The organism is Anaerotruncus massiliensis (ex Togo et al. 2026), from assembly GCF_900199635.1.
In the GTDB taxonomy this organism is placed as follows: domain Bacteria; phylum Bacillota; class Clostridia; order Oscillospirales; family Ruminococcaceae; genus Anaerotruncus; species Anaerotruncus massiliensis.
In genome coordinates, this window is sequence record NZ_LT962687.1 from 728,170 (window position 1) to 743,009 (window position 14,840).

Sequence of the window (14,840 nt, forward strand, 5' to 3'; positions counted from 1 at the left end):
ATGAATATTGATTTTACCCTTGCGGGCGCAGTCATCATCACGGGTCTGGTGGTCGTCTTTGTGGCGCTGATCGGTCTTTCGCTGATCGTCTGGCTGATCGGAAAGCTCTTCGTCTCCACCGGCCTGGGCTCGCCGAAGAAACCGGCGCAGCCCGCCGCGGCCCCCAAGCCCGCCGCACCGGCGGCACCCAAGGCGGCCCCGCAGCAGGCGGCGGCCCCGGCTCCGGCGCCCGCCGCGCCGGCGGCTCCGGCTCCGGCCTCCACCATGGTGATCCAGCCGATCGTCGAGGAGGGTATCGGAGACGATATCATCGCGGTGATTTCGGCGGCGGTCGCCTCGATGTTCGGCGGCGGCGAAAGCGGCCAGCCCGCGGCTGAGGGCGGCTTTGTCCTGCGCAGCATCCGCCGCGCACGGGAGCGCACCTCCTGGGCGCAGGCCGGCATGATGCAGAACACCCAACCTTTTTGATTGACGGAGGGCAGAGACAATGTTTGAAATTTTTGCGGACTCGGTCCAGACGATCGTGTCCAAGTCGGGCTTCCTGAACCTGACCGGCGGGCAGGCCCTGATGATCCTGGTTTCCTTCGTGCTCATGTACCTTGCGATCCGCAAGGGCTTCGAGCCGCTGCTGCTGCTGCCGATCGCGTTCGGCATGCTGCTGACCAACCTGCCGATGGCGGGAATGTACCACCCTGAAATCTTCATCAACGACACCGGGCATATCGCGTGGGAGATGCTCGCCAACGGCGGCGGCCTGCTCGACTACCTCTACCTCGGCGTCAAGCTCGGCATCTACCCGCCGCTGATCTTCCTCGGCGTCGGCTGCATGACCGACTTCGGTCCGCTGATCGCGAACCCGAAGAGCTTCCTCATGGGCGCGGCCGCCCAGCTCGGCATCTTCCTCGCCTTCTTCGGCGCGCTGGCGCTCGGCTTTACTCCCGCCGAGGCCGGCTCGATCGGCATCATCGGCGGCGCGGACGGCCCGACGGCGATCTTTACGACGACCCAGCTGGCTCCGCACCTGCTCGGCTCGGTGGCCATCGCGGCCTACTCCTATATGGCGCTGGTCCCGATCATCCAGCCGCCCATTATGAAGCTGCTCACCACCAAGAAGGCGCGCGCCGTCCGGATGGAGCAGCTGCGCCCCGTCTCCAAGCTCGAGAAGATCGTCTTCCCGATCCTCGTTGCAATCCTGGTATCCTTCCTCGTTCCCGACACCGCCCCGCTGATCGGCATGCTCATGCTCGGAAACCTCTTCCGTGAGTCGGGCGTGGTCGACCGCCTCAACAAGACGGCGCAGAACGAGCTGATGAACATCGTCACCATCTTCCTCGGCGTCACCGTCGGCGCGACGGCGAGCGCGGAGCGGTTCCTCACCCCGCAGACCCTCGGCATCATCGTCCTCGGCCTCATCGCGTTCGCGTTCGGTACCGCGGGCGGCGTGCTGCTCGGCGACCTGATGTACGTCCTCTCGGGCGGCAAGATCAACCCGCTGATCGGTTCCGCCGGCGTGTCGGCCGTCCCGATGGCGGCGCGCGTCTCGCAGAAGGTCGGCCAGAAGGAGAACCCGACCAACTTCCTGCTCATGCATGCGATGGGTCCGAACGTCGCCGGCGTTATCGGCTCCGCCGTGGCCGCGGGCGTCCTGCTCTCCATCCTCAAGTAATGTTCGATATCGATAAAAAGGCGGCCCATGCGGGCCGCCTTTTTTTACGTTCCCACGGGTCGGGAAATGTGGTATACTGTAGTTGCCGCGGGCGCGGGACGCGCCCGGCCAAACAACGGAATGTGTGGGGAAACGCAATGGATTTATCGCTGAAAGACCGTTACACAGCGGCGCGGCGCCGCATCATCGACGACTTCTTTTCCCGGATGAACCCGATGCAGAAGCAGGCGGTCTACACGCTGAACGGCCCGGTGCTGATCCTGGCGGGCGCGGGCAGCGGGAAGACGACGGTCATCATCAACCGCATCGCGAACATGGTGCTCTTCGGGGACGCCTATCACAGCACCTGGATGCCCGAGCAGGTCACGGCGGAGGACGTCGCCTTCCTCGAGGAGTACGCCGACGGGGAGAGCTGGGACTCTGACCGCGCCTTTACGCTCATCCGCAGCCACACCGTCATGCCCTGGAACATCCTCGCGATCACCTTTACCAACAAGGCCGCCGGGGAGCTGCGGGAGCGGCTTTCGGCGATGCTCGGGCGGACGGCGGACGACGTGGGCGCCTCGACCTTCCATTCGGCGTGCGTGCGCATCCTGCGGCGCGAGATCGAGCGGCTCGGTTACGGGCGCAGCTTTGCGATTTACGACACCGACGACTCGCTGCGGGTGATCAAGGGCGCGCTCAAGGAGCTCAACATCGACGACAAGCGGTTCGCCCCCAAGGGGGTGCTCTCCGCGATCGGCCGCGCGAAGGACGAGCTCCTGACCCCCGGCGGCTACGAGGCCGGCGTGGGGGACGACTACTACAAGCAGGTCGTCGCCAAGGTGTACGCGATCTACCAGAAGCAGCTCCAGGACGCCAACGCGGTCGACTTCGACGACATCATCATGCTGACGGTGCGGCTCTTCAAGGAGTTCCCCGAGGCGCTCGACTACTACCGCAACCGCTTCCGCTACATCATGGTGGACGAGTACCAGGATACCAACCGCGCGCAGTTCGAGCTTGTGCGGCTGCTCGCCTCCGAGAGCGGGAACCTCTGCGTCGTCGGCGACGACGACCAGAGCATCTATAAATTCCGCGGCGCGACGATCGAAAACATCCTCCAGTTCGAGGACAACTTCCCCGGCGCGAAGGTCTTCCGGCTGGAACAGAACTACCGCAGCACCGAAACGATCCTCGACGCGGCCAACGCGGTCATCTCGAACAACACCGAGCGCAAGGGCAAGACCCTCTGGACCCAGAACGGGGAGGGGGTCAAGGTGCGGGTGCACCGCGCCGCCGACGAAAACGGGGAGGCGCAGTTCATCTGCGACACGATCCAGGCCAACGTGCAGGCGGGCGCGAAGTATTCCGACCATGTGGTGCTCTACCGCATGAACGCCCAGTCGCAGATGCTCGAGCGCGGCATGGTCAAGGCGGGCATCCCCTACCGTATCATCGGCGGGCTGCGCTTTTACGAGCGCAAGGAGATCAAGGATATCGTCTCCTATCTGAGCGTGCTGAGCAACCGGTCGGATTCGCTGCGGCTGCGGCGGATCATCAACGAGCCCAAGCGGAAGATCGGAGACAGCACGGTCAACGCGGTGGCGGAGATCGCCGCCGGGACGGGCGCGGCGATGTTCGACGTGCTCGAGCACGCGGACGAATACGCCTCCCTCGGGCGCAAGACCGCCGACCTCATGGCGTTCGCGGCGATGATGCGCGGGCTGATGGAGGCGGCGGACACGCTGCCGCTGGGCGAATTGCTCGACGAGCTGCTCGACCGGACGGGCTACCTTGCGATGCTCCAAGCGGAGGGCTTTGAGGGCCAGACGCGGATCGAGAACATCGAGGAGCTCAAGAGCACGATGAACCGCTATGAGGAGGAGAACGCCGAGCACTCCCTCTCCGGCTTCCTGGAGGAGATTTCCCTCTACACCGACATCGACAAATACGACCCGAACGACGACGCGGTGGTGCTGATGACGATGCACTCGGCCAAGGGGCTCGAGTTCGACACCGTCTTCATCGCGGGCGCGGAGGAGGGGATTTTTCCGGGCGTGCAGGCGATGTACGACCCCGCGCAGGTGGAGGAGGAGCGGCGGCTCGCCTACGTGTCGATCACCCGCGCCAAAAAGCAGCTCTACATCTCCGACGCGGCGCAGCGGATGCTCTTCGGGCAGACGATGCGCAACCGCCCCTCGCGGTTTTTGGCGGAGATTCCGCCGGAGCTGTGCGAGTCGGAGGACGAGACGCTGCTCCGCCGCCAGCAGGCGGCCGCCATGCCGGCGAAAAAGCCCCGCTACTCCGAGAGCGACCGGATGCTGGGGGTGGGCCGCCAGCCCGCGCCCGACGAGGGCTTCGACCTGCGGCCGGGGGACGGGGTCACACACAAGGTGTTCGGCGGCGGCATGGTGATCTCGGTCACGCCGATGGGCAACGACCACCTTGTGGAGGTGGCGTTCGACGGTGTCGGAACCAAGAAGGTTATGGCGAAATTCGCCCGCCTGAAGAAGGTTTAACGGGTTTTTTGGTCGAATGTTCACGATTTGTTAAAAACGCCCTTCTCCGATTCGACAGATTCCGCCAATTACAGAGCGTATAATGTAATTGCAGCGAACGAAAGATAACGCTGTCGAAAAAAGTCAAGGACGGGATAACAGATGAACGCAATCAAAAAATGGATCCTCGCGGTCCAAATCGAGAACAGGTGGAAAAAGATCGGGAACAACCGCAGGAAGATGGGCGCTCTGCTGGAAAACGGCGAGCCCTACAGCTCTCCCGCGCTTGTCCGGCTGGACGGTGAGACCGCCCTGCTCGGCTACCAGGCCAGGCAGATGGAGCGGCGCTACCGGGAGCTGATGGGCGATTCGCTGGTGAGCGCCTGAACGGGTACATATGGTTCAATGAAGAAAAAACCGGGGCCGCGTAAAACGCGGCCCCGGTTTTTTGCCGGGCGGGGGAGGGAGGAGACCGCTCCCCGCCTTATGAAAAGATCAGGTTGAGCAGGACCGGGACGAGGCACCCACCGATCGCGGCGAGGATGCCGAGGATCAGGTTGAGCTTGGTCTTGATGACGGCGAAGCTCACCTCGCCGTCCCCGAGCCGCTCGTCGTATTCCCGGAACTTCCCGTCGACCTTCTGTTCCAGCGCGCGCAGCGATTCGCACGGCTGGTTCTTGGAGCAGTCCATCTCACACCCCCAGTCTGCGGCGCGCGTTTTCGAGCGCCGCGGCCAATTCGTCGAGCGCGGCCCGGACCGTCTCCCGCGCCGGGTCCCGCGGCACGTCCCCGGCCGAGGGGGCGCGGTAGGCGATCCCCACCACCCGGCAGAGCCCCCGCGCGGCCGCCTCGGCGTACTGCGGGAGATAGCGGTCGAACAGGGTGTTGTCCTCTTCGTTGGTGAGGAAGCCCAGCTCGAGCAGCGCGGAAGCCATGACGGTGCCCGTGTTGACGCCGAAATCCCGGTAGTTCTGCGGGGTCCCCTTGCGCACCCCCCGGTCCCGCACCGGCGTGACGGCGAGCAGCTCGGTCAGGATGTCCTGCGCCTTCTGCACGGTCGGCCAGTCGGCGCCGCTGTGCACCCACAGGCCGACGCCCCGCGCGGCGGGGCCCGCCGCGTCGCGGTGGAGGCTCAAGAAGTAGGCGCAGCCCGCCTCGTTGGCGATGCGGCAGCGTTCGGCGATCGGCAGGGCCGCGTCCGAATCGCGGGTGAGCACCACGCCGAGCCCCTGCGCCTCCAGCAGGGGCTTGAGGGCGCGCGCGAGGCGCAGGACGTCGTCCTTCTCGTACCGGCTTTTGAGCACCGCGCCGGGGTCGGCGCCGCCGTGCCCCGGGTCAAGGCAGATTTTTACGATCGCGCTTCCCTCCCATCCGTCCGGCGGTCCCGGCGCGGGGCCGCGTAGGTCATCGCGAGGCGGCTGTCCCCGACGCCCGCGGTGGTCGGGTCGACCACCGCGTTAAAGACGCTCACGAGCACCGACACCACGACGACGGGGTTCTGCACGGCGCGCACAAAGAGCGCCCCGAGTGCGGCCCAGCGCGTCATGTCCTCCCACGAAAGGCCGAAATAGGCGAGGATGGGCAGCAGTACGGCACATGCGACCTGCGCCCACCAGAGCGGATTCCGGAACCGCACGGCCCAATTGATTTTCATCAGATTCCCCCTTCTTGACCGGTTTTATCGTTCCCTGCAATTTTATTGTATCACAACCTATGGTTGTTATCAAGAAAACGGCCCTCCCAAACAGGGGAAAAACGCCGGTTTACGCCGAAGGGGGAGATAATCCGGACAGCCCAAAAGCGCGGGAAGGGTAAATTGACGGATGTCTTTTGGCATGATAAAATAGGGACGGAACGAAAATTTCTCTGCCGATGCACAAAAAGACGAATCGCTCATAAAATGTATTGAGTACAGCTCAAAACATAACTAGGAGGATTCATATGGCAGAGCAAAGAACAGCTCCTGTTACCGCGACCGGAGCAAACTGTTTCAAGGAAGCAGTATGCATAGATGCCGGCAGGATCTATGATTCCTGCACCGATAAGGACTGCCTGACGGATTTGCAGGTATTCTTTACTGACCGCGCCCAGCCGGTGATCGACAGCGCGATGAGCATCAAATGCAAAGACGTGGAAATCATCACCGTCTACCTCGACGTCGAGCCGGTGCCCTTCAACAAGGGCTTCTACTCGGTCGATCTCACCTTCTTCTTCAAAGTGACGGTCAGCGCCTACACCTCCCCGGTGGCCCCTCCGGCCAATGTGGTGGGAATCGCGGCCTTCTCCAAGAAGGTCATCCTCTACGGCTCCGACGGGAACGTCAAGGTCTACAACTCGACCGACCCGCGCGGCGGCATCGACCACGACAACACCAACATGCCCAAGGCGAGCGTCCATGTGGTCGACCCGATGTGCCTCGACAGCAAGCTGGTCGAGTGCGGCTGCGGCCGTGCGTTTGAGTCCGGCGTGACCCTGCCCGGTTCGATCTGCAACCTGTTCGACGGCGACTTCGCGGTCTGCAAGCCGGAAAAGGTGGTACTTATCACGATCGGGCTGTTCACCATCGTCCAGCTCGAGCGCAGCGTGCAGATGATGATCCCGGCCTACGACTACGCGGTGCCGGATAAGGAGAGCACGAGCAATTCCACCGAGGACCCCTGCGAGGTCTTCCGCAAGATCAAATTCCCCCTCAACCAGTTTTTCCCGCCGAAGCTCTCCGAAGCGGATCAGCTTTAAACCGAAAACCCGGCGACGGATATCGTCCGGCGCGGGCGGATGAACCCCTGTGAAGCGGGGCTCCGCCCCGCCGGACGCGGACGTTTTTTTAAAAACAGGAGGATGCGCAATGCCAAAGGTACAGCCCAAAGTCACCCTTTTAAGCCATACCCCCAACCCGGAAAAGACGGTCGCCTCGGCGGCCAAGCTGTGCTATTCCTCGGCGTCCCTCGGCGATCTGATGGACAACCTCACCGAGGAAAAGGCGTCCGATTTCGTGCAGATGCTGGCGGAGATCGGCCATGAGAGCCCGATCGAGCACGCGAGCTTCACCTTCGGCATCGAAGGGGTCTCGCGCGCCTTCCTCGCGCAGATCACCCGCCACCGCATGGCCTCCTACAGCGTGCAGAGCCAGCGGTACGTGCGGGAGAAGGCGTTCGACTACGTCCTGCCGCCCGAGATCGAGGCGGACGACGAGGCGCTCTCCGAGTTCGAGGAGGCGATGGAGGCGGCGCAGGAGAGCTACGACCGCATCGCCGCGATCCTCAAAAAACGCCGCGCCGCCGCGCTCGTCGCGGAGGGCATGGAGGAGAAGGAAGCCGCCAAAAAGGCGGAGAAGCTGGCGATCGAGGACGCCCGCTTCGTGCTGCCCAACGCGTGCGACACCAAGATGATCGTCACGATGAACGCGCGCAGCCTCTATAACTTCTTCGCGCACCGCTGCTGCAACCGCGCCCAGTGGGAGATCCGGGCGGTCGCCGACCAGATGCTCGCGCTCGTGAGCGCGGTCGCGCCGACTCTCTTTTCGGGCGCGGGGCCGTCCTGCTGCCGCGGCGGCTGCCGCGAGGGCAAGATGAGCTGTGGAAAGCCGCAGGAGGTGCGCGGGCACATCGCGAAGCTCAAGCAGGGGGGACGGGCGTGACCGGCAGGCTGATCGTCATCGACGGGCTGGACGGCTCGGGCAAGCAGACGCAGGCAAAGCTCCTCTGCGACCGGCTGCGCCGGGAGAACGTGCCGGTGCGCGCGGTGAGCTTCCCCGACTACGCCGAGCCGTCGTCGGCGCTCGTCAAGATGTACCTTTCGGGCGAATTCGGACAGGCCGACGACGTCGGCCCCTACGCCGCGAGCAGCTTTTACGCGGTCGACCGCTACGCGAGCTACCAGCGGTTCTGGAAGGCGGACTACCTTTCGGGGCATACTATTGTCGCCGACCGCTACGCGACCTCCAATCTCATCCACCAGATGTCCAAGCTGCCCCCCGATGAATGGCCCGCCTTCCACGCGTGGATGGAGGACTTTGAATACGGGAAGCTCGGCCTCCCGCGCCCCGACGCGGTCGTCTACCTGGACATGCATCCCGACGTTTCGCGGGCGCTGCTGTCGGGCCGCTACCACGGGGACGAGTCGAAGCGGGACATCCACGAGGCGAATTTCGCCTATATGCGGCGGTGCCGCGTCTGCGCGCTCTACGCCGCCGAACACTTCGGCTGGCGGGTGGTGCGCTGCTCGGACGAGCGCCGCGCCTTCCCGGTCGAGGAGATCGCCGAGGAGGTCCGGCGGGCGGTCAACCCAACAGAAAGGTCCTTATAAGCTATGCCGGATTTCAGAAGAATCACCCTTGCGGACAAGGAATGGATCGACCCGCTGCTCCGGATGGGGAACCTGAGGGGCAGCGAATACACCTTTACCAACAATTTCATCTACCGCACGATCTACCACATCGAGGTCGCGCGGATGAACGACTACTACCTCGTGCGCTCCCACCGGGAGGGCGGCGCGTACTCCTACCTCTACCCGGCGGGCAGCGGCGACCTCAGGCCGGTCGTCGACGCGCTCGTCGCGGACGCGGCGGAGCTCGGGGTCCCCTTCCACATGAACGGCGTTCCCCGCGAGGGGACCGCCGCGCTGGAGGCCCTCTTTCCCGGGCGGTTTGCCTTTTCGGAGGCGCGCGACAACTTCGACTACCTCTACGAGAGTGAAAAGCTCATCACCCTGTCGGGCAAAAAGCTGCACGGCAAACGGAATTTCGTCAACCGCTTTCTGGCGGAGAACGAGGGCCGCTGGGCCTATGAGGCGGTCACGCCCGAAAATCTGCCCGAATGCTGGCGGATGAATGTGGCGTGGTGCGCGGAGAACGGCTGCGGCGAGGACCCGAGCCTGGCGGAGGAGACCTGCGCGGTCAAAAACTGCTTCGACAACTTTACCGCGCTGGGGCTCCGGGGCGGGCTGCTCCGGCTGGACGGCGGGGTGATCGCCTATACGATGGGCCTGCCGCTCAATTCGGACACCTTCATCGTGCACATCGAAAAGGCGTTTGCGTCGATCGCGGGCGCCTATCCGATGATCAATCAGCAGTTCGCCGCGCACAACTGCGCGGATTACAAATATGTCAACCGGGAGGACGACGTGGGGGACGAGGGGCTGCGCAAGGCGAAGCTCTCCTACAGGCCCGCCATCCTCCTCGAAAAGTTTGAAGCCGTGCTGAAAGAACCCTCGGGCGGGAGGTGACGGTATGATCCGGTTTGCGGAGGAAGGAATGCGCGCCCGGCTGAAAGAGCTGTGGCGCGAATGCTTCGGCGACAGCAACGAGTATGTCGACCTCTATTTCGCGAGCCACGACATCGCGCGGCACACGATGGTCTTCATGGACGGGGAGAACCCCGTCTCGATGCTCTCGCTGCTGCCGATGACGGTGGTGACGCGGGCGGGCATCCTGCCCGCGCGGTACGTCTACGCGGTGGCGACCAAGGAGAGCTACCGCGGGCGGGGGATCAGCACGCGGATGCTCGAGGCGGCCCACAGGGTGCTGCGCGCCGAGGGGGTCAAGCTGTCGGTGCTCGTGCCCTCGAGCGCCGCGCTCTACAACTTCTACGGCAAGCGCGGGTTCGACACTGAGTTCTATTCCGGGCTGGCGGTCGTCGGGCGGGAGGAGATCGCGCCCTTTGCGGGCAGCTTTTTCATCAGCGAGGCCGACCCCCTGGAGTTTATGCAGATCCGCGAGCGGGCGTTCGCCGGGCGCACGATGTTCGTGCGCTGGGACGGCGACGCGCTCGCCTACCGGATGACCGAGACGGCCTTTGGCGGCGGCGAGACGCTGGCGATCACGATCGGCGACGCGCGGGCCATCGCCGTCTGCCACATGGAGGGCGGCAGGGTGAACGTCAAGGAGCTCGCGCTCGACGGGATGGCCGCCGGCACGGCGCTCTCGGTGCTCCAGCACAAGTTCGGCGCCGACGAGTACCACCTGCGCCTGCCGCTCGACCTCGACTGCCCCTATCCGCTCGAGCGGGTGCCGGCGGGCGTAACCTGCTGGTACGACCCCGAGGCGCGCGAGCGGGTGTTCGGCGGCGGGGGCGGGGCGCCCTACCTGAACCTGGTGCTCGACTGAACGCGCCGCCCGCCGGGCGGTATCCATATTTTAACCGATCGAGGTGCTGACAGATGATCTATGTATTTCTGGCCGATGGATTTGAGACGGTCGAGGCGCTCGCCGTCGTCGACGTGCTGCGGCGCGCCAAACTGGAGGTGCGCACGGCGGGGGTGGGCGGCAGGACCGTCACGAGCGCGCACGGCGTGCCCGTCGTGTGCGACGTCACCGCCGGCGAGGTGGACAAGGAGGCGATGGAGCTGCTCTTTTTGCCGGGCGGCATCCCCGGAACCCCCAACCTCGAGGCGAGCGGAGAGGTGCAGGACTGCATCACCTACGCCGCCGAACACGACAGGTGGATCACCGCCATCTGCGCGGCGCCCTCGATCCTGGGCCACCGCGGCCTGCTTGAGGGGCGCACGGCGACCTCCTTCCCGACCTTCCAGAAGGAGCTGCGCGGCGCGAATATCCCGGCGGACGCCTACGTCTGCGTGGACGGCAGGTACGTCACCGGGCGGGGCATGGGCGTGGCCGTGGAGTTCGGGCTCAAGCTCGTCGAGCTGCTCGCCGGGAAAGAGGCGTCCGACGCCATCCGCGGGTCGATCCAATGCAGGGAATAGACATCCGGCCGCTCAAAATGCGGCTGCGCGGGGAGATCAAGGCGTGGCGGCGGGCGCTGGAGCCCAGTTGGAAGGCGGCCGCGGATGAAAAGATCTGTGCCCGGGTGCTCGCGCTGCGGGAATACGCGGCGTGCTCCACCCTGCTGACCTATGTCTCGCTGCCCATCGAGGTGGACACGCTGCGTCTCATCTCCCACGCCTTCGCGGACGGCAAAAAGGTGGCCGCGCCCCGCTGCGTCGAGGGCACCCACGAGATGGAATTCTACGAAATTTCCTCGATGGACGACCTCGCGCGCCAGACCTTTGGGGTGCTCGAGCCGGTGCGGGAGCGGTGCCGCCGGCTCACCGACTTTTCGGGGAGCGTCTGCCTCGTGCCCGCGCTCGCCTACGACCGCGCCGGGTACCGGCTGGGGTACGGCGCGGGGTATTACGACCGGTTCCTGTCGGTCTATCCCGGCCCGAAGATCGGGCTGGTCTACGCGCAGAACCTGCGCAGGAGCCTGTGGAAGGGCCGGTACGACGTGCCGGTCGACCTGATCGTCACCGAGGCGCGCCTTTTTGTCCCGCAGGCGGCGGGGGCGGAACGCAAAAAAAAGAAATGACGGTTTCGGGCAAGCCCGAAACCGTCATTTTCGTTGCCCCCGCGCCGGGCGGGGAGGTGGTTACAGTCTGTCGATGTAGAGTCTGTTTGGATTAGCAGCAGCCGCCGCCGAACCCGCCCCAACCACAGAGGAGGATAATGATGATGATGATCCAGATCCAGCTGCCGTAGCCATAACCGAAACCGCCGTTTCCACCGCATCCGCATCCACAGTTCTGCATGCCGCACCCGCAGCAATTGTTGTTACACATAAGTTGACACCTCGCTGTTGATGATTTGTTTCATACTATGTCTGAAGCGGCAAATGGGTTACATCAACCGGAAAGAGAAATTTTTTGCCGTCCGCCCGGGGCGCGCGGTGAAAAAATTTGTACGGGAAACTCGTTAAAAGATTTGATTATTATGCCGAATTGAGGTATTATATATTGTACATTGGGTTTTTCCGCCACAGGCCCGGGAAGGCTTCCCGCCGGGTGGAGGATAGGAGGACACATGAGCAACCGGGACGAGTTTGAAGACCTGATCAAGAACTTTAAGCTGGACGACGTCGAGGACCCCGCGCCCGCGCAGACGCCCCCGCCCCGCCGCCCCGCTTTTGACTTTGAAGAGGATAACCAGCGCTACAGCGCTTCCAGGGAGCGCCGGCCGGCCGGCGCGGCGGCCGTGCGGGAACGCCCCGCGCGCCGGATGCAGCCCCCGCCCGAGTACCGCGCGCCCGCCGCGCAGGCGGGCGGCGCGGACGCCGTGCGCCCGAATACCGCGCGCAGGCGCGAATTCAAGGTGCAGATCGACGACGAGGAATTCTACGAGCCGTCGACCTCGTCGCCGCGCCCGCCGAGGAGCGGCGGGGGCGGAGGCGGCCGGTCGGGCGGCGGCGACGGCGGGGACCGCCATTCGGGCGGCGGCGCCGGCCGCTGGTTCAAGGCGCTGCTCGTGCTGGTCGTCGTGCTCGGGCTTTCGGTCTTTCTGGCGATGTTCGCGCTCCAGAGCGCGAGCGACATGTTCGGCCTCAATAAGCCGGAGGGCGAGGTGAGCTTCGAGTTGCCCGACGAGGACCTCTCGATCTCCGAGATCGCCTCGATGCTCCAGAAGGAGGGCATCGTCACCCAGCCGCTGACCTTCCGCCTCTACGCGACGCTCAAGAAGGTCTCCCCGGACTCCTTCTTCCCCGGCGACTACACCCTCAACACCAACATGAGCTACGATGAAATCTTCGTCGCCTTCCGTTCGGGCACCGGGCCGGAGCAGGTCACCCTCATCTTCTACGAGGGCTGGACCCTTTCGGATATCGCGGACAAGCTCGAGGAGAACGGCGTCTGCAAGAAGGAGGACCTCTTCCGCTACCTCGAGGAGAACGGCGCGGCGTTTGAGGAGAAATACCCCTTCCTGGCCGACATCCCCGACGACGCGAACCGCTACCGCCGCTACGAGGGCTATTTCTTCCCCGACACCTACGACTTCTACGTGGGCGAGGATCTGGGCACCGTGGTGCAGAAGTTCTTCAACCGCTTTGACCAGATGGTCAACACCGACGAGCTCCAGCAGCAGATGAAGGCGCAGAACCTGACGCTCGACCAGGCGATCACGCTGGCGTCGGTCATCCAGAAGGAGGCGGGCCGCACCGACGACATGAAGATGGTCTCCTCCATCTTCCACAAGCGCCTCGAAAATCCCGCGCAGTTCCCGAAACTCCAGTCGGACGTGACGATCTTCTACGTCGAAAACGACATCAAGCCCTATCTTGAAAACCCGGACGATCCGGTCAATCAGCCGATGTACGACGCATACAATACCTATGTGTGCGACGGACTGCCCGTCGGGCCGATCTCCAACCCGGGCGTCGACGCGATCAAGGCCGCGATCTATCCGCAGAACACCGACTACTACTACTTCCTCGCGGACAAGGACGGCAAGTTCTATTACGCGGCCACGATCGAGGAGCACGCAGCGAATATCGCGGCGGCCGGCATCGGGGTCGACCACGGCATCACGATGCCGGGCGAGGGCGGCGACAGCGAGCCGCAGCAGTAAAAAGGAGCGTTCCCTTGCAAAAGCCAGAACTACTCTCTCCGGCGGGCGGCCGGGAGCAGCTGGAAGCCGCCGTGCGCTTCGGCGCGGACGCGGTCTACCTGGGCTCCGGGCGGTTCAACATGCGCGCCGCGGCCTCCCTCGGGCCGGACGCGCTTGCCGGCGCGGTCTCCTTCGCGCATGAAAACGGCGTCCGCGTCTATCTCGTGTGCAATACCCTGCCCTCCTGCGAGGAGGCGGACGCGTTGCCGGACTTTTTAAGCGCGGCGCGTTCGGCGGGCGTGGACGCGCTCATCGCCGCCGACCTCGGCGTGATGGCGCTCGCGCGCCGCATCGTTCCGGAAATCCCGCTGCACGTCTCCACCCAGGCGGGGGTCGTCAACCACCTGACCGCGTCCGCGCTCCATGAGCTCGGCGCCTCCCGCGTCGTGCTGGCGCGCGAGCTTTCGCTCGCGGAGATCCGCCGCATCCGGGAGAATACCCCGCCCGGGCTCGAGCTCGAGGCGTTCGTCCACGGCGCGATGTGCATGTCGGTGTCGGGGCGCTGCCTGCTCAGCAGCTACCTCACCGGCCGGGACGCCAACCGCGGCGCCTGCGCGCAGCCCTGCCGCTGGAGCTACCGCCTCGTGGAGGAGAAGCGCCCCGGCCAGTACTTTCCCATCGGGGAGGACGGGCGGGGCAGCTACATCCTCAACGCGAACGACCTGTGCATGATCGAACACGTCGGCGAACTGGCGGAAGCGGGCGTCTCCTCCTTCAAGATCGAGGGGCGCGCAAAATCGTCCTACTACACCGCGTCGGTCACCGCCGCCTACCGGGCGGCGCTCGACACGTGGATGCAGAGGGGGGAGCCTCCGCCCTGGGCCCTCGAAGAGGTGGGGAAGGTGAGCCACCGGCCCTATTCGACCGGCTTCTATTTCGGCGCGCCCGGCCAGAACGCCGCATTCGGCGGTTCCCTGTGCGGCTGGGAGGTGCTCGCGATGGCGGAGGGCTGGTCGGACGGCGTGCTCGAAGTGAGCCTGCGCAACCGCTTTTCACGCGGCGAGGAGGCGGAGCTGCTGCTTCCGCGTGAGAGCCCGCGCCCCCTTTCCGTCACGGCGGTCGAGGACGTCGGGGAGGGCGCCGTGGAGACGGCCTGCCACCCGATGCGGCGTTACCGCATCCCCTGCCCGTTTCCCGTGCCGCCCGGCGCTTGGCTGCGCCGGAGGGTTGCGGGGGAGAACGAGGGAACGGAATGATTTGACGGCCGTGCCCATCTCCGCACAGGATATCATCAAACGTTTTGCCGGCTTTTTCAAAAGCCGCGGGTGAGGCGAAAGCCGGAGGCTTTCGCCGGGGGCGGAGCCCTTGACCCGGGCCCGCA

17 protein-coding genes are annotated in these 14,840 nt (G+C 64.9%); 13 read left to right on the top strand and 4 right to left on the bottom strand.

Translation table 11 applies throughout. The annotated features are described in order from the left end of the window. The 4 genes from C1A13_RS04050 (at window position 1) to C1A13_RS04065 (ending at window position 4,533) form a co-directional block, all read left to right on the top strand. Window positions 1-468: an OadG family transporter subunit gene (locus tag C1A13_RS04050; RefSeq protein ID WP_101549343.1), complete on the top strand. Its 468-nt coding sequence runs from the start codon at window positions 1-3 to the stop codon at window positions 466-468. Window positions 469-487: 19 nt separating this feature from the next. Next, window positions 488-1,666 (top strand): sodium ion-translocating decarboxylase subunit beta, encoded by a 1,179-nt coding sequence (locus C1A13_RS04055; RefSeq protein WP_101549345.1) that lies wholly within the window; start codon window positions 488-490, stop codon window positions 1,664-1,666. 137 nt (window positions 1,667-1,803) lie between these two features. Continuing rightward, window positions 1,804-4,167 carry an ATP-dependent helicase gene (locus C1A13_RS04060; protein ID WP_101549347.1) on the top strand — a complete coding sequence of 788 codons (2,364 nt, stop codon included), beginning with the start codon at window positions 1,804-1,806 and terminating at the stop codon, window positions 4,165-4,167. A gap of 141 nt (window positions 4,168-4,308) precedes the next feature. Continuing rightward, entirely contained in the window at window positions 4,309-4,533 is a 225-nt protein-coding gene (locus tag C1A13_RS04065; RefSeq protein WP_101549350.1) for a hypothetical protein, read from the top strand. A gap of 97 nt (window positions 4,534-4,630) precedes the next feature. Here C1A13_RS04065 and C1A13_RS04070 read toward each other — a convergent pair whose 3' ends face one another. From C1A13_RS04070 to C1A13_RS04080, 3 genes are read right to left on the bottom strand one after another with little or no spacing between them, the layout of a single operon-like run. Next, window positions 4,631-4,837 (bottom strand): hypothetical protein, encoded by a 207-nt coding sequence (locus tag C1A13_RS04070; protein ID WP_101549352.1) that lies wholly within the window; start codon window positions 4,835-4,837, stop codon window positions 4,631-4,633. 1 nt (window position 4,838) lies between these two features. Then, window positions 4,839-5,501, bottom strand: a complete 663-nt coding sequence (locus C1A13_RS04075) for an N-acetylmuramoyl-L-alanine amidase (RefSeq protein WP_101549354.1) — start codon at window positions 5,499-5,501, stop codon at window positions 4,839-4,841. Then, a complete protein-coding gene (locus tag C1A13_RS04080) occupies window positions 5,495-5,800 on the bottom strand; it encodes a phage holin (RefSeq protein WP_101549356.1) in 306 nt (101 codons plus the stop codon). The genes C1A13_RS04075 and C1A13_RS04080 overlap by 7 nt, the downstream gene beginning before the upstream one ends. Window positions 5,801-6,087: 287 nt before the next feature. Between C1A13_RS04080 and C1A13_RS04085 the strand changes: the two genes are divergently transcribed. The 7 genes from C1A13_RS04085 (at window position 6,088) to C1A13_RS04115 (ending at window position 11,450) form a co-directional block, all read left to right on the top strand. Then, window positions 6,088-6,882, top strand: coding sequence for a hypothetical protein (locus C1A13_RS04085; protein WP_101549358.1), 795 nt, complete (start codon window positions 6,088-6,090; stop codon window positions 6,880-6,882). A 109-nt stretch (window positions 6,883-6,991) separates the two neighbouring features. After that, the gene (gene thyX / locus C1A13_RS04090; RefSeq protein WP_101549360.1) at window positions 6,992-7,783 is read left to right on the top strand and encodes an FAD-dependent thymidylate synthase; all 792 of its coding nucleotides are present in this window, start codon (window positions 6,992-6,994) and stop codon (window positions 7,781-7,783) included. Further along, window positions 7,780-8,451, top strand: coding sequence for a dTMP kinase (locus C1A13_RS04095; RefSeq protein WP_101549362.1), 672 nt, complete (start codon window positions 7,780-7,782; stop codon window positions 8,449-8,451). The genes thyX and C1A13_RS04095 overlap by 4 nt, the downstream gene beginning before the upstream one ends. A 3-nt stretch (window positions 8,452-8,454) precedes the next feature. Continuing rightward, on the top strand, window positions 8,455-9,369 hold the full coding sequence (locus C1A13_RS04100; protein WP_101549364.1) for a DUF2156 domain-containing protein: 915 nt from the start codon (window positions 8,455-8,457) through the stop codon (window positions 9,367-9,369). A 4-nt stretch (window positions 9,370-9,373) separates the two neighbouring features. Beyond that, complete coding sequence (locus C1A13_RS04105) at window positions 9,374-10,249, top strand: GNAT family N-acetyltransferase (protein WP_101549366.1); 876 nt, start codon at window positions 9,374-9,376, stop codon at window positions 10,247-10,249. A 53-nt stretch (window positions 10,250-10,302) separates the two neighbouring features. Beyond that, window positions 10,303-10,848: a DJ-1 family glyoxalase III gene (locus tag C1A13_RS04110; RefSeq protein ID WP_101549368.1), complete on the top strand. Its 546-nt coding sequence runs from the start codon at window positions 10,303-10,305 to the stop codon at window positions 10,846-10,848. Continuing rightward, a complete protein-coding gene (locus C1A13_RS04115) occupies window positions 10,836-11,450 on the top strand; it encodes a 5-formyltetrahydrofolate cyclo-ligase (RefSeq protein ID WP_101549370.1) in 615 nt (204 codons plus the stop codon). The genes C1A13_RS04110 and C1A13_RS04115 overlap by 13 nt, the downstream gene beginning before the upstream one ends. A gap of 91 nt (window positions 11,451-11,541) precedes the next feature. On the opposite strand, the gene C1A13_RS14835 is transcribed toward C1A13_RS04115, so the two are convergent. Further along, window positions 11,542-11,700: a hypothetical protein gene (locus tag C1A13_RS14835; protein WP_158595633.1), complete on the bottom strand. Its 159-nt coding sequence runs from the start codon at window positions 11,698-11,700 to the stop codon at window positions 11,542-11,544. Between the two features lie 241 nt (window positions 11,701-11,941). Between C1A13_RS14835 and mltG the strand changes: the two genes are divergently transcribed. Then, entirely contained in the window at window positions 11,942-13,480 is a 1,539-nt protein-coding gene (mltG, locus tag C1A13_RS04120; RefSeq protein ID WP_101549372.1) for an endolytic transglycosylase MltG, read from the top strand. A 14-nt stretch (window positions 13,481-13,494) separates the two neighbouring features. Next, the gene (locus C1A13_RS04125; RefSeq protein ID WP_101549374.1) at window positions 13,495-14,715 is read left to right on the top strand and encodes a peptidase U32 family protein; all 1,221 of its coding nucleotides are present in this window, start codon (window positions 13,495-13,497) and stop codon (window positions 14,713-14,715) included. Window positions 14,716-14,840: the final 125 nt, after the last annotated feature.